This window comes from Psychrobacter lutiphocae DSM 21542 (assembly GCF_000382145.1).
GTDB lineage: Bacteria > Pseudomonadota > Gammaproteobacteria > Pseudomonadales > Moraxellaceae > Psychrobacter > Psychrobacter lutiphocae.
In genome coordinates this window covers 20,244-35,312 of the sequence record NZ_KB907642.1, presented here as the reverse complement: position 1 = coordinate 35,312, position 15,069 = coordinate 20,244, and the positions used below count along the sequence as shown (strand labels likewise).

10 protein-coding genes and 2 pseudogenes are annotated in these 15,069 nt (G+C 43.6%); 9 read left to right on the top strand and 3 right to left on the bottom strand.

Annotated elements, in window-relative coordinates; all coding sequences use genetic code 11:
• Positions 1 to 20 precede the first annotated feature (20 nt).
• A complete protein-coding gene (locus H140_RS0108795; RefSeq protein WP_019673290.1) occupies positions 21 to 452 on the top strand; it encodes a hypothetical protein in 432 nt (143 codons plus the stop codon).
• An 82-nt stretch (positions 453 to 534) separates the two neighbouring features.
• Here the strand turns inward: H140_RS0108795 and H140_RS0108790 are convergent, their stop codons facing one another.
• Entirely contained in the window at positions 535 to 1,998 is a 1,464-nt protein-coding gene (locus H140_RS0108790; protein WP_019673289.1) for a Na+/H+ antiporter family protein, read from the bottom strand.
• 273 nt (positions 1,999 to 2,271) lie between these two features.
• Between H140_RS0108790 and H140_RS16505 the strand changes: the two are divergent.
• The 7 genes and pseudogenes from H140_RS16505 to H140_RS0108755 all read left to right on the top strand — a co-directional run.
• Positions 2,272 to 2,907: pseudogene (locus H140_RS16505) on the top strand (LON peptidase substrate-binding domain-containing protein); the annotation flags it as partial.
• A gap of 65 nt (positions 2,908 to 2,972) precedes the next feature.
• Positions 2,973 to 3,830: pseudogene (locus H140_RS16500) on the top strand (S16 family serine protease); the annotation flags it as partial.
• 629 nt (positions 3,831 to 4,459) lie between these two features.
• Positions 4,460 to 5,008 carry a superoxide dismutase family protein gene (locus H140_RS0108775; protein WP_019673288.1) on the top strand — a complete coding sequence of 183 codons (549 nt, stop codon included), beginning with the start codon at positions 4,460 to 4,462 and terminating at the stop codon, positions 5,006 to 5,008.
• Between the two features lie 611 nt (positions 5,009 to 5,619).
• Positions 5,620 to 6,675 (top strand): recombinase RecA, encoded by a 1,056-nt coding sequence (recA, locus tag H140_RS0108770; protein WP_019673287.1) that lies wholly within the window; start codon positions 5,620 to 5,622, stop codon positions 6,673 to 6,675.
• A 166-nt stretch (positions 6,676 to 6,841) separates the two neighbouring features.
• On the top strand, positions 6,842 to 8,014 hold the full coding sequence (locus H140_RS0108765) for a regulatory protein RecX (protein ID WP_019673286.1): 1,173 nt from the start codon (positions 6,842 to 6,844) through the stop codon (positions 8,012 to 8,014).
• 152 nt (positions 8,015 to 8,166) lie between these two features.
• Positions 8,167 to 9,921 carry an Hsp70 family protein gene (locus H140_RS0108760; RefSeq protein ID WP_019673285.1) on the top strand — a complete coding sequence of 585 codons (1,755 nt, stop codon included), beginning with the start codon at positions 8,167 to 8,169 and terminating at the stop codon, positions 9,919 to 9,921.
• A gap of 51 nt (positions 9,922 to 9,972) precedes the next feature.
• Positions 9,973 to 11,838, top strand: coding sequence for a J domain-containing protein (locus H140_RS0108755; RefSeq protein ID WP_019673284.1), 1,866 nt, complete (start codon positions 9,973 to 9,975; stop codon positions 11,836 to 11,838).
• Positions 11,839 to 11,851: 13 nt separating this feature from the next.
• On the opposite strand, the gene H140_RS0108750 is transcribed toward H140_RS0108755, so the two are convergent.
• On the bottom strand, positions 11,852 to 12,421 hold the full coding sequence (locus tag H140_RS0108750; RefSeq protein ID WP_019673283.1) for a GNAT family N-acetyltransferase: 570 nt from the start codon (positions 12,419 to 12,421) through the stop codon (positions 11,852 to 11,854).
• A gap of 180 nt (positions 12,422 to 12,601) precedes the next feature.
• Between H140_RS0108750 and truD the strand changes: the two genes are divergently transcribed.
• Positions 12,602 to 13,819, top strand: coding sequence for a tRNA pseudouridine(13) synthase TruD (gene truD / locus H140_RS0108745; RefSeq protein ID WP_019673282.1), 1,218 nt, complete (start codon positions 12,602 to 12,604; stop codon positions 13,817 to 13,819).
• A 94-nt stretch (positions 13,820 to 13,913) separates the two neighbouring features.
• On the opposite strand, the gene H140_RS0108740 is transcribed toward truD, so the two are convergent.
• Positions 13,914 to 14,906: a PHP domain-containing protein gene (locus tag H140_RS0108740; protein ID WP_019673281.1), complete on the bottom strand. Its 993-nt coding sequence runs from the start codon at positions 14,904 to 14,906 to the stop codon at positions 13,914 to 13,916.
• Between the last annotated feature and the right edge of the window lie 163 nt (positions 14,907 to 15,069).

The following is a 15,069-nucleotide window of genomic DNA, read 5'->3' as shown; positions in this document are numbered from 1 at the left end:
ACCGCTTAATTAAGGACACTATGAAAAATACAAGGCAGTATTTACCAAGTCTGATAAACTCTATCAAAGCCCATCCGTTTAAAGTTGTGTTTGTCATTTTGTGGGCAGTGTTCGTCTATCAGATTATCATGGCAGGCTATCGCCCCAACCCTTTTGCCTTGCGTTATATGGATAGCCCTGAACCACAGCCTTACGCGACCAGCTTAGTGGTCACTTTAAATGTCATAATGCTGTTGCATCTTGCTGTGCTCGTTGCGATCGATTGTTATATGCGCAGTCGCTGGAAGTTTGGGTTAATGCTGATCGTTAGCCTGCCCCTGATGTTTTTCTTTGGGATGATGATTATGCACGCCCCGCCTGCCTTGGTATGGATGATGATGTGGACGGTATTAGCTTGTGCCTATCTGTTATTAACCTGCATTTGGCAAGTGTGTCGCTATTTATATAATTAGACTTAATCTCAAACACAAAAAAGCGAGTCCCGAACCATCGACACTCGCTTTTTTATTCAAGTTTTATTACTAAAACAATAGGTTACAGCACCATCGCCGCAATCCAGCCAAAAATAAGTAGCGGGATATTAAAGTGTAAGAAGGTTGGAATCACACTGTCTTTAATATGGTCGTGCTGACCATCTACACCCAAACCTGATGTCGGGCCAAGCGTTGAGTCAGAAGCAGGAGAGCCTGCATCCCCAAGCGCCCCTGCCGTACCGATAATAGCCACCGTTGCCAGTGGTGAAAAGCCCATCGCCATACACAGTGGCACATAAATGGCGGCAATAATCGGAATGGTCGAAAACGAAGAACCAATGCCCATGGTCACAATAAGCCCAATCGCCAACATTACCAAGGCTGCAATACCTTTATTACCTGCAAACAGCTCTGTTGCTCCTTCAATAAGTGGTGCAATCTGATCTGTGGCTTTCATCACTTCCGCAAAACCTTGCGCGGTAATCATAATAAAGCCAATCATCGCCATCAGCTTGATGCCTTCATTAAAGACGCTGTCCGCTTCATTCCACTTCACTACCCCTGTGGCCATAAATACGCCAAAACCAAATAGTGAGCCTAATAACAACGACTCAGTGTAAAGCTGTACCACAAAAGCCGTCACAATCGCCAACAGTGCTATCAGCGTCTTGCTTTTACTTGATGCAGAAGCGGATGCTGCCGCTTGCGTCAATTCATCTGATTTTGACACACCATTTATTGCAGTATTATGTGCCTTATTATCTTTAACACCATTAACACCATTAGCATCATTAGCATCATTAGTATTTTTAGTGTCACTAGTTGCAGCACCATACTGATCACCACCTGCTACCTGTGCCCCTAAACGATACACTCTAGGCTTACGGTATGTAAAGAAAATAGCCATTAGCAAACCCACTAACATACCCAAAGCAGGAATAGCCATCGCTTGCATCACTGAGATATTTTCGACATTCATGCCCGCTTCTGCAACGTTCTTTAGCATGATTTGCTTTAAGTAAATCTCACCAAAGCCATAAGGGATAAACATATAAGTGGTGACCAAACCAAAGGTCATTAAACACGCCAGCAAGCGTCTATCTACCTGAAGACGATTAAATACTCCTAATAAAGGTGGGATAATCAATGGAATAAAGGCAATATGAATAGGGATAAGGTTTTGGCTAAACACACTCATTAGTACTAGGCCAAAAAATAACGCCCATTTAATCGATTTCGTGCCACCCTCATTGCTATTAATACGGTTAATCACCCCGTTTGATAACGATTGTGGCAACCCTGAATGGGCAATGGCGACCGCAAACGCACCAAGTAACGCATAAGATAAGGCAATTTGTGCGCCATTTTTAATCCCATCTTGAAACGCCGCCAAAGTCGCATCAACACCTAGACCGCCAACCAAACCGCCGACCATGGCGCCGATTAACAAACTGAGTACCACGTGCACTCTGGCCAGTGATAGCCCTAGCATCACTATCACCGCCAATAATACCGCATTTACCATATTTTATTCCTTATCAACAAAGACCCTAACGTTACAATCAAACGCTGTTCAGAAAAAATAGCGACACATCCCTTCTATTTTACCTGATTTTTGCACTATAAGCGCTTGCTAACATGACAACTCATATAATAAAACTTGCAATTAGGGCAGATAACCACCATTTAGATAGACATAACACCACTTAAAAAGACATAGCATAGACAACATCATTGAACAAAAACATCATTGAACAAAGATGAAAACAAGATTTGTGTCACACGATAAGGAAACAATATGAGTAAATCCGATAAAGATTATGACAGCACCATCGAGCAGACGTTTGGTAACAATACCGATGCGAGTCAGGATGATGAGCAAACTCAAAGCACCATCGAAAACGCTGCTGATGCTGACATAACCACAGATTCAGAGCCAACGGATGTGGCACAGGATGCACAAGAAGAGACTTTGCCTCTGCTTGCACTACGTGACGTGGTGGTGTATCCACACATGCAAATTGCCCTATTTGTTGGTCGTCAGCCGTCAGTTGAGGCGATCGAAGTTGCGCAGGAGAAGCATGACAGCTTAGTGTTGGTCGTCTCACAAAAAGACTCACTGACCGAAGATATTGAGCAAGACAACTTATATGAATATGGTACTGTGTGCCGTATCGTTAGCACCATGCCACATGATAGCGACCAAAACTGCATTAAGGTACTGATTGAAGGCGTATATCGAGTACAGCTGACAGAAGTTACTGACCAAGGTGAATATTTAAGCGGTAGCTTTAAGCGCAGCGACATCACCTTGACCATGGATGATGAACAACAACAAAATACCATGGATGCATTGCGTAGCCTATTTGCTAGCTATGCTGAAGCCCGCCTACGCAATAGTCGTGAGCTCATCCGAGTCACAGATCGTATTGAAGATCTACTAGAGCTGGTATATTTTATCGCCACCCGTGTCTCTATGGATCTTGACAGCAAAATGACGAAATCGAAATCGTCCCAGAGGCTCTACATAGCATCGTTCAGCGCTATACCCGTGAAGCCGGTGTGCGTAACCTTGAGCGTGAGGTCAATAAAATTTGCCGTAAGGTGGTGCGTGAATCGGTTGAAAAGTATGGCGTCAAGCCCTCGAAAAAGACCAAAATTGACACCGTGGTTGTTGATAATACAAACATCAGTGACTATCTGGGTGTGCATCAATACGACTTTGGTTTGGCTGAAGAAAAACCTGAAATTGGTCGCGTCACTGGTCTTGCTTGGACCAGCGTTGGCGGTGAGCTGCTTACTATCGAAGCCATCACCATGCCGGGCAAAGGCGAGTTGGTTTACACCGGCTCATTGGGTGATGTGATGAAGGAGTCGATTCGTGCGGCGATGAGTGTGGTGCGTGCCCGTGGTGATATGCTGGGCGTGGACTATGAGACGTTCAAGTCAAAAGACATACACGTTCACATGCCTGAGGGTGCAACGCCAAAAGATGGACCATCTGCTGGTATTGCATTGACCACAGCCTTAGTGTCTGCCTTGACTGGCATTGCGATTCGTCCCGACATTGCGATGACAGGTGAGGTGACCTTACGTGGCAAGGTATTGCGTATTGGTGGTTTAAAAGAAAAACTACTGGCTGCGCATCGTGGCGGCATTAAGCATGTATTGATACCTGAGTCTAACGAGCGTGATTTGGTTGATATTCCTGATAATGTTAAAGAAGGCTTGACTATTCAGCCAGTCTCAACCATTGACGAGGTGCTTAAAGAAGCGTTGGTATCCATGCCAAAACCGCTTAATCCTGCAAAAGTTGCGGTTGACACCACCAAGTCAACTAAGGCACTACGCAGCTAAGGTAGGTCTGTCATTTATGGCAGCACCACGATTGTTTTTTATACAAATCAGTTAGAGATAAAAGCCGCTTAAGAGTTACTTGAGCGGTTTTTTTGTTGCTCAAATTATGGCTACCCTATTACTCACAACTCTACTCACCTGATTCACCTGATTTACCAGATTCGGCTGATTCGGCTTTTTTGCCTTACTCATCTCATCGCATTCATAGGTAAAAAAGATAAAAATGACGATACAAAAGTGAACACCTAAAGAAATCTAAAATGGTTACAAGGCTACCGAGCGCAAGTACTACAAATGTAGGCTTAGCGAGACACCGCGTTTAGTATTTCGCCGACTATAACCCATTGTCTACTATTGATAAAGTAAATGAGACTGCCTATACTAAACAGATAGGTAGCATATATATAACTCGATAATAATAACCAACAAAGCGGTGAAAAACTGACACATTTTATGATTGTCTCGATAAATAATGAGTCATTTAACCGCTTAGCTGTTTATTGCTTTAGCTACTCATTATTTTATTTAACGACTCACTATTTGAGTTATTTCACTATTTTAGTTATTCACTACTTTGATTATTCCAATAACACTTAACACCCATCAAAACCTAACTTAAGGAGCATACAATGAAAAAACTACTTGCCACTGGTGCTTTACTGGCCTCTGCTATCGCACTATCAGCGTGTCAAACTACCGCAAACCCTGATATAGCTGAGAATAAGCTTCCCGTATTAAAATCACAGATCTATACCGTTGATGGCAGTGCACAACACCTAGGAGATATGTATTTGCGCCCTGTCGATGGCGGTGTTCAAGTATTTGGCGAGCTAAGAGGCCTAACTCCTGGATCTACGGTTGCAGTCCATATCCATGAAAAAGGCAGCTGTGCTGATATGGGTAATGCTGCAGGTGGTCACTTTAACCCTTATAATAAGCCACATGGTCATCCAAGTAGTTCTGAAAGCCATGCTGGTGATCTGCCAAACGTTACTGCTGATGCTAATGGTGTAGGTACCATGAACTTCGTCAAAAAAGGTATTTCAGTTTCACAAACAGCACCAGGTAGTGTCTATAATCGTACCTTTATCGTTCATGCTGGTGCAGACGACTATACCAGTCAGCCAACAGGTAATGCTGGAGGACGTATCGGCTGTGGTCTTATCAAAAGCTATTAAGCTGTTTTGATCACTTAATCAGTTGCTTTATTAGTTAGTTGATAAATTGGTTAATGAGTTAATCAGTTGCTTTATAAACTGATAGATTGATTTATTAATTGATAAACGGCTAAATCAATACACACTGTTGTTGCCATCCTTTGTATCTCTCGTCCTAAAATAGGATGACAGCAAAAAGCCAGTCGCTACCTCATGACTGGCTTTTTTATGGTTTAATATCAGAATAACGCGACAGCAGTTGTCGAGTATTGTGATACTTGCCCTATCCAATATGGCCAGATTTGTTATACTTATCACCTCAATACGGTTACCCCATAACAGCAGTGGCAACCGGTTAAACTCTCATTTATTTCTCTCTTGCATAGATACTTTTATCGATAATATGTGTTATGTTTATTAATCATACTACATAAAAAATTTAGTCTTACCACTTACTATCTGTTACTAACAGCACACGACAAATTATCAAGCAAACACTTAATTTTATACTCTCATTAACTTTATAATTTTATTAACTTTATAATCTTATTAACCTCATAAACTTACTAATTTTATAATCTGACTGACTTTCTTATTTCATAAAACCAAATCACTTCTCTTAGGATATTATTATGGACGACAACAAAGCCAAAGCGCTAAAAGCGGCACTTGGTCAAATCGAAAAACAATTTGGTAAAAACACCATCATGCATTTAGGGGATAACTCTGCCGCCTTAGATGTGGATGTGGTGTCAACTGGCTCACTTGGCCTAGACATCGCTCTAGGTATTGGCGGTCTACCCAAGGGACGTATTATTGAAATTTACGGCCCTGAAAGCTCGGGTAAAACCACCCTAACCTTGCAAGCCATCGCCGAATGTCAAAAGCAAGGCGGTACCTGTGCCTTTATCGATGCTGAACATGCGCTAGACCCAATTTATGCCCGTAAACTTGGCGTCAATACCGATGAGTTATTGGTATCACAACCAGATAACGGTGAGCAAGCACTAGAGATTACCGATATGTTGGTGCGCTCAGGAGCGCTAGATATGATCGTTATTGACTCAGTGGCAGCACTTACCCCACGTGCCGAAATTGAAGGCGAAATGGGCGACAGCCACATGGGGCTACAAGCCCGCTTAATGAGTCAGGCGCTGCGTAAAATCACAGGTAACGCCAAGCGCTCAAACTGTATGGTTATCTTTATTAACCAAATCCGTATGAAAATTGGCGTTATGTTCGGCTCACCAGAGACCACAACCGGTGGTAATGCCCTGAAATTCTACGCCTCGGTTCGATTAGATATTCGCCGTATCGGTGCAGTGAAAAGCGGTGATGAAATTATTGGTAACCAAACTCGAGTCAAAGTTATTAAAAACAAAATGGCACCGCCATTCCGTCAAGCAGAGTTCGAGATCACCTATGGCGAAGGCACCAACCACTTAGCGGAAGTCATCGACTTAGGCGTTGAAATCGGCGTCGTTGGGAAAGCAGGCGCTTGGTATAGCTATGGCGATGAAAAAATCGGTCAAGGTAAAGCCAACTCTGTATTGTTCTTAAAAGACAACCCACACATTGCTGAAGAAATCGAAGCCAAAATCCGTGCCGAAAAGCTGGCAACTCCAAAAGCTGAGGGTAACGAAGAAGAGGCAGCTGAAGTTGAAACTGCATCAACGCCAGAAGCTTAAATAATGATTTAATTTAATGGCCTTAGGCAGGATGAGTACTTGATGATTAGCAGGTATTCATCCTTTTTGGTTTAAGCGACTTTGGTTTAAGAGGCTTATAAATTTAAGTCTTTCATATTGAAGGTTTTTTCATTTAAGATTTTTTTTAGTTTTGGGCTGACAAAAAATGGAGATAAAAACACTTGCACAAATCCTCGCTGAAAACTCGGATAAAGCCCCTAAACAAAACAAACCCAAAAAGCAGAAAAAGACTGGGCGAATCGAACATCAGCAATACCGCAGCCATCAAACAAATCAGGCACAGTCATCTGCTGCTCGGCATCGTCCTGCGTCCCGTTTAAGCGATGATCCTTATACCTCACCCAATACAACGACTGATAATCTAGATAACTTATATAACTTAGATAACTTAGATAATGTGGAACCAAACAGCGCTGATGGGTTCATATCAGAAGCAGCCACCTCATCTACAACAAACAGCAAACGCCGCAAATCGAAAAAGAAAAAGCAGTTTCACCCAGCCTCACCCTATCAGCCAAAGATAGGACTGGCAGATCCGGTCAAAGAAGTCGATCCCAATAGTATTAAAAGCTTATTGGCACAGGTAAAAGCGGAAGCGGAAACCAAGCAAGTTCAAACCACTAAACTTGATTCAGAGTTAAATACAGCGCCCAATACAGACAGCTCACTTGAGGGCTCAACAGACAACTCACCAACAGACAACTCATCAACAGATAGCTCAATTGACAATCTGCCAGCAGCCTTAAAGGTGTATCTAAAAACGCCTGAGCAACGAGAAGCCGAAAAAGAAGCGATCAAAGCCGAAAGCCGACTGCGTTGGCTCGCCTTTTATTACCTGTCTCGCCGTGAACACTCAGCGCAAGAGCTAAAAGACAAGCTGATTGCCAAAGAGCAAGACCCTGAGAGAATTGATGCGCTGTTAGAAGAGTTTCGTGAAAAAGGCTATCAAAGCGACTATCGCACCGCCATCATGCTTATCCGTGAAGGTATCCGCAAGCGTTATGGGCGAGTGCGTATCAAAAATGACTTTTATAAACGTAAAGTCGATATGCCGACCAATATCGATGAACTGATTGACATGGCGATGGATGACAATGAAGCTTTTGTCGATGTGCTGTCTGATAACGAGCTGGTTGACGGCGTGGATTGGCTGCGCTTGGCGGTCGAAGCCCGTGTCAAAAAATATGGCGATGAGATTCCAACCGAGCCAAAAATCAAAGCTCGGCAACTGCGCTTTTTACAATATCGAGGTTTTAAGCCCAATATCTGCTTTGAGGCGATTAAATATAACTTACAGACCTTGGATGAGCGATTTTAAGCTGCGGTTATGGTTTAAATTTGACTATAATATTGGCTTAGCGCTAACGTCTTCTCAGGAAACTAAAGCCTTAATAATAACCAATAAACAGCGACAACACACAGCATAGATACAACAAAATAGATAATACAACAAAAAATAGGGACTAATCCGTGAGCAACACATCCTCCCCAATTATCGGTATCGATCTAGGCACCACCAACAGTCTAGTGGCTATCTGGCAAGACGAGCAAGCAACCCTTATTCCAAATGCCTTGGGGCGCCCTCTTACCCCCTCTGTGGTTAGTATTGAGGACGACGGCACCATTTTAATTGGTCAAGCTGCCAAAGAACGCCTGATTAGCCATCCACAACAAACCGCCAGCGTCTTTAAACGCTTTATGGGTAGTCAAAAAACCTACCGTCTCAATCTGGCAGCAGGGCAAGGCCAACATAAATTTAGCCCAGAAGAGCTGTCTTCTTTGCTGTTAAGTACGCTCAAGGCGGATGCAGAAGCCTATTTAAATTGTGCAGTGACCGATGCGGTGATTACCGTACCTGCTTATTTTAATGACTACCAACGTCAAGCCACCAAAAGTGCCGCCCAGCTAGCCGGCCTAAATGTGCGTCGCCTACTTAACGAGCCAACCGCTGCCGCCATGGCCTATGGCTTACATGAGAGCGGTAATGATCGTAAATTTTTGGTACTAGATTTAGGCGGTGGTACCTTTGATGTCACCTTATTAGAGCTGTTTTCGGGCATTATGGAAGTGCGTGCCAGCGCCGGTGACAACACCCTTGGCGGCGAGGATTTTACTCAAATACTCATCGATGGCTTTATCACCCATCAACAAACTATCGACGCCAAGCTAAATGCTGATTTTTGGCAGCCACATCTACCACTACTGTATGCGGTTGCTGAAAATGGCAAACGCGAACTGAGCAGCAACAACAGCACCACACTGCGCTTAACTCTTGATGACACTGCTTATGAGTGGCAAGTCACTGCCAGTGCTTATGAAGCGCTGGCCGAACCTTTGCTACAACGCTTTCGGCAGCCGATTGAGCGTGCGGTACGTGATGCCAAGTTGCGTATTAAAGAGCTTGACGATGTGGTCTTGGTCGGTGGTGCCACACGCATGCCCTTATTTCGTCAACTGATGACCCGACTGCTTGGTCGATTTCCATCAGTCGGTCTAAACCCAGATGAAACCATTGCCATCGGTGCTGCCATTCAGGCAGGTTTGGTTGCAGAAGATGCTGCGCTGGATGATGTGATTTTGACTGATGTGTCCCCCTACTCATTGGGCGTCGATACCAGTATCGAGCTGGGTAATAATCAGTATCAACACGGCGTATTTGCACCGATTATCGAGCGCAATACTGTGATACCGACCAGCAAAGTGCATACCTTTTATCCGATGCAAGATCGCCAAAGCGAGGTGCTGTTTAATATTTATCAAGGTGAGGCACGCTTAATCCAAGATAATATTAAAATCGGTGAAATGAGCATCAAACTACCGGCCAAATACTGGGGAAAAGCCAAGCAATTACCCATTGATGTGCGTTTTTCGTATGATGTCAATGGGCTGCTAGAAGTCGATATCGACGTGGAAGACAGTGCTGAGACCTATAATTTGGTGATTCAAAATGGTGCCAGGCACATTGACGATGCTGAAATGCAGCGCTCAAGAAAAAAGCTTAGCCAATTAAAGATTCATCCGCGTGATCAAGCCAAAAACCGTAATCTACTGGCTCGAGCTGAGCGCTTATATACCCAGCGCCTTGGCTTTGAACGTGAGCAATTGGCACGCCTGATTGGCTGGTATGAATCAGTACTTGATGCGCAAGATGAGATTAAAATCCGTCAGGCCAGTAGTGAATTACAAAAAAGCTTAGACCAGTTTGAAAAAGATGAGTGGTTTTAATCGTTTAAATAGCTTAACCGCCTTTACCTCTGACCTGCTTGAGTAGCAAACATGACTGAAACCTGCTGGGATATCCTAGGCATAGCGCCCACCGCTGATGAAAAAACAATTAAAAAGGCCTATGCGCTTAAACTAAGAGACAATAAGCCAGATAAAAACCCAGCTGGCTTTCGTGCGCTGCGCGAGGCTTATGAGCAGGCATTGGATGAGCGTTTGCTTTGGGAGACAAACAAGAACAGCTTTGATTATCATGGGGATAAAGATACAGACAACGCTGATAATGAAATTTTCTATGGCGAATCTAAATTTGACCTAGCACACACTGTAGAATTGTCAGCGACCTCTAATGAGGAAGTTATTGATAAGTTGACCCTAGTGATTGAGGGTAATAGTTACTATTTTCAGACTACTGAGCTTTTTGAGTCCACTGAAGGCAGTGACCAAGATAGCAATGTATTACAGCAAGCACAGCAACAATTAATCGAATGGCACCAGCAGTGGCAGCACTGTATTAACGCTGGCTTGAGCGAGGACGAAAACGAAGACGCAAAAGATAAACATACTGACATCGACACCCAACTAACCCGTTGCTTAACCGAACAGTTTAAGCAACTTACCGAGCTGCCACTCGATGCGCTAGAGGATTATGAAAAAGCGCTGATTATCTTTTTTGATGACCATCTTAAAGCCTATCCCAATGCTTATACGCTGGCCAAATCTCAGTTTAACTGGCATCAATATTTTAATGTTTGGCAGCAGCCAGAATACCCTTGGTATTTACTACAGCAGGTCGAGGAAGGCTACTGCGCCAGCACTCACTTTATCAATAAACTTCAGTTTCAAAAATACATGGCCAAAGCATACCCTGTGGTATATCAATATTGGAATTTTGGCCTGCCTTATGGAAAAGCACCCGACCGTTGGCAGTTTTTTAAACGGCTTTGGTTCCCGATATCAGCGCCTGAGTTAAATGATCAGATCAATGCACTACAAGAGGATATGCTGTCTAAGACCGCCGGCGATGCCATAGATAATAAACAATTAAACTATCCACAACTGCTGATATTAAAGCAGCGCCTAACACCCTTGGGAATGGTTCGGTGGACAGACTTTGTATTTATTGCGCTGGGTGTGGGTGCGGTCATTTCCAGTTTAGCCCTGATATTTCCTTACCACTCGGCATTATATGATTATATCGGTGTAGTGACTGTGCTAAGCCTGACCTATTTGTACTGGCAGCTGCACGTGAGTTATTTGATAAATCCAGAATATAATAGTCTCAGTCAAACTGTTCGTTTTGGCTGGGCGGCTATCAGTCTGCTGTTATGGGTTTTATCTGCTGGTTATAACGTGATTGCTGATTATATACCTGTTACTGATTATGTGGCTGGTTATATGGCTAATGATGCGGCTGGTTATGTGGCTGTAACTGGGACACTCTTTAATCATTATTACGGCGCCCATCTTGCTGGCTGTAGCGCACTGTTGGCGCTGACTAGCTTTATGCGTCCGGCTCATTTAAAGCACATCCTTTGGATGAGTGCCTTTTGCCTAATACTGTTTACCACCATCCTACCTTGGACGCTTGAACTCACTAACAATCTTGATTATCTGGTACCCGAAGCTGGTGATATTACACCGCTGGTTTGGCTTGCGCCCATGCTACCTGTGCTGCTGATGACCCTTGGCTCCTACGTTTATCCGCTAAGATGGCTGATCAAGATTGGCAAACATATATTGACTATGTTTAGCTTAGGCTCTGCGTTATTGGCGTTTATTCTGCTGCTCACCGGCTCAGATGTTTTTACCTCAAACTATTTGTTATTAACGCTGCTGGTGCTGCTGTTTGCTATGGTATTACTGTTTATGCTGATGTTTGTGACCACCAATCACTTTAATGAGCCGGATATGTTTTAGCCGCTAAGATTTATTATTCGGCCAGCTTCACCATCTCTAATAGGCGTAAATCTGCAACCTTAGGCTCACCATTATTGCTATCAACTGGGAAAGGCTGGCTGTTGCCACTCAGCTGATAGCCTCGGCGCTCATAATAGGCTTGCAAATCTGGGCGCTGCGACAAGATGCTCATGGTTAGGCGTACCTTATCACTGTCAGTACCTAAATGACGGGTTGCGAAAGTCTCTGCTGCTTGCAATACTTGATTGCCCATGCCTTGACCTTGCAAACTTGGATCTACCGCAAATAAGCCAATATAGGCACTGTTAGACTCAGGTTTAAAAGTGACCGAGATACACGCTAATAGCTTACCGGTTTCTTCATTTTCTGTACTCTCTGCTATAAGCTCTGGATAAACAAAGAAGTAATTGTTTGGATCTGCCAAAATCGACTTGATTTCTGCCACTGTGGTGCGAATACCAGCGACCAAACTCGACTCATTGGTCCAACCCACATCACTACGAAAGGTCAAATTTAGCAGCTCAACGATGGCATCAGCATCTTCGGCAGTGGCTTGACGTAAGAACAAATCTGAATGAGACATAATGGCTCCAAAATAAGATTAATAATATAGATGCCTATTAAAACATTGACTCTTATCAAATAAAAATAGCATTAACGTAAATACACTTACCTAATTTAACCCCATTTTAGTTTAAACTAGCAGGATTAACTCTTCTAGATTAACTCCTCTACTCTTTATCTATTATTCTTAGAGCCTTTTATGACCAATATCGACCAAGCAAATCAACACCAGCATCAGAATCAACAGCCTATTGATACCACTCAGTTTCCTGACATTACACAAAGCCAAATTAGCAAATTAACAAATACTGGCAATTTACCTCAGCCCTACCCAGCACCGATTGCTAGCGCCTCATTTAAACAAACGCCCAGTGACTTTCAGGTCGATGAGGTATTAGATATCGATTTAAGTGGCGAGGGTGAGCATTTGTGGTTACTGATTAAAAAGACCAGTATGAACACCTTGTTTGTGGCACAGCAATTGGCAAAATGGGCAAAAATACCCAACCGTGACGTTGGCTACTCTGGGCTTAAAGACCGTCAAGCAGTGACTACCCAATGGTTTAGCTTACGCATTCCCAAAGGTGAATTGCCAAAGATGGGGTTTGCCGAATTTATTTATCAAAACCGGTCTACGGCTTACAATACTGCTGATGATAGTTCGTTAGAGGCGCTTGAAGTATTAAAGCAAGTTTGGCACAGCAAAAAGCTACATAAAGGGGCGCATAAAGCCAACCGCTTTTTGATTCGCTTACAAGAGTTAGTATTTGCAGACAAGCAAGCGGTTGACAGCATGTTAGAGACAATAAAAACCCAAGGTGTGCCCAATTATTTTGGTGAACAGCGTTTTGGGCGTAATGGCAGCAATATTGCCACTGCGCTGGAATGGTTTGAGCAAGGTACCATTCATGGGCGCAAACCGCATCCGAAAAAAAGCCGTGATTTGCAATCTTTACTGCTATCCTCTGCGCGCAGTGCTATTTTTAACCAAATCCTTGCCAAACGGGTGACAAACGGCAGTTGGAATACGGCACTTGCAGGTGATGTATTTAATCTGGATGGCTCAGGCTCGGTGTTTACGGTTGCACAGATTGATCAAGAAATACACGACAGACTCGCCAGCGGCGACATTCACCCTACCGGGCCATTATGGGGTATTAACAATGATAAAGTCAGTGCAGAGGCTCAAGCGTTAGAACAGAAAATTGTCAATGATGACCCTATTTTACAGCGACTGGCACAGGGCTTAGATAACAAACAGATTAAGACCATGCGCCGAGCTCTACGCCTCCCCGTGAGTGAATTAAACTGGTCATGGGATGAGATGGATAATACCCTTGTTTTAGATTTCACTCTAGCAACTGGCAGCTTTGCGACCAGTGTATTAGCCAATTTAGTGGCGCAGTTGGACAGTTAAATTATTAATACTTGAATGGTTTAGCGCTCACAAACTAAAGGCTAAGCCCTTATACACTAAATTAACAAAAGCCAAACTCGCAAACGCTAAGCCCTCAGCTCTCGAACATATCGGCAATCACCAACTGTTGCCCCTCGGCTAAGCGTGGCACATCACCAAGCTTACGCCAAGGCATACTACTCCCATGAAAGTCACTGCCTATCGACACCAATAGCTCATGTTGAGCAATCGTACGATCTATCATGCGACGTTTGCTAATGGGTTCATCATTGCTCGGTAACTCACAGCCATCTCCGCCAAGCTCGGCAAATTCAGCTATTAGTTTGCGGACTCGGGTCGCTGATAAATTATAACGAGTTGGATGCGCCAGCACTGCTTTGCCACCACAGCGATGAATCAGCTCAATCGTCTCTTGCATGGTTAAGGTTTCAATGGGCACATAAGCCGCTTTGTTATCGGCCAAATATTTATCGAATGCCTTTTGCATGGTTGGTACAATTTCTTTTTCTAACAGCACTTTGGCAATATGCGCTCGCCCGACCGCATCAGCATTGCCATCGGCTTTGGCCAATACTGCCGTCCACAATTCATCAAACTCAAAATCAGTCAGCTCAGCCAGTTTTTCAACAATCATGCGTCCACGGTTGCCACGACTGGTCTGAATATGGGTTAAGGTGGCATTCATTTGCTCAAAGTCACTAAAGCCTAGACCCAATACATGAATGATTTTGTCTTTTTCTTTATTTTTGCCATAACCGCCAGTAAGCGTGTGCTGGCAGCTAATCTCTACCCCATTAATTAGCGTAATACCCAAACGCTCGGCTTCTGCTTTGGCTTCAGCAATCCCTGACAAGGTATCGTGATCGGTTAATGCAAAAATATCGATGTTGGCCTCATGCGCCTTTTGTAATAACTGGGTAGGACTGTTGCTGCCATCGGAGCAGGTGCTGTGACTGTGTAGATCTATACGTTGATAGGCACCTGCGTGTTGGGCAATGTGTTGCGACTGTGAATGGGGTTGGTTGCCATCGCCTAGGGTATTGGCGTGACTGTTTTTGACTAACTGCTGTGTCTTACTATCAACCATGTTTTATATTTTGTCCATGTTTTATATTCTATTGTGTTGCTTTCTATTCATTCGACTCTATATGCTATTGTAACGCTTAATTATTAGGGCTGTATAGAATTCATTTACGCAACTAATAAATAAATTCTATACAGTCCTTTGATATGAAAATAATAGCAACACT

Excerpts from the sequence above, each read along its gene's own strand:
- H140_RS0108795 (WP_019673290.1), top strand. The coding sequence starts at position 21 with ATGAAAAATACAAGGCAGTATTTACCAAGTCTGATAAACTCTATCAAA.
- H140_RS0108790 (WP_019673289.1), bottom strand. The coding sequence starts at position 1,998 with ATGGTAAATGCGGTATTATTGGCGGTGATAGTGATGCTAGGGCTATCA.
- H140_RS0108775 (WP_019673288.1), top strand. The coding sequence starts at position 4,460 with ATGAAAAAACTACTTGCCACTGGTGCTTTACTGGCCTCTGCTATCGCA.
- recA (WP_019673287.1), top strand. The coding sequence starts at position 5,620 with ATGGACGACAACAAAGCCAAAGCGCTAAAAGCGGCACTTGGTCAAATC.
- H140_RS0108765 (WP_019673286.1), top strand. The coding sequence starts at position 6,842 with ATGGAGATAAAAACACTTGCACAAATCCTCGCTGAAAACTCGGATAAA.
- H140_RS0108755 (WP_019673284.1), top strand. The coding sequence starts at position 9,973 with ATGACTGAAACCTGCTGGGATATCCTAGGCATAGCGCCCACCGCTGAT.
- H140_RS0108750 (WP_019673283.1), bottom strand. The coding sequence starts at position 12,421 with ATGTCTCATTCAGATTTGTTCTTACGTCAAGCCACTGCCGAAGATGCT.
- truD (WP_019673282.1), top strand. The coding sequence starts at position 12,602 with ATGACCAATATCGACCAAGCAAATCAACACCAGCATCAGAATCAACAG.
- H140_RS0108740 (WP_019673281.1), bottom strand. The coding sequence starts at position 14,906 with ATGGTTGATAGTAAGACACAGCAGTTAGTCAAAAACAGTCACGCCAAT.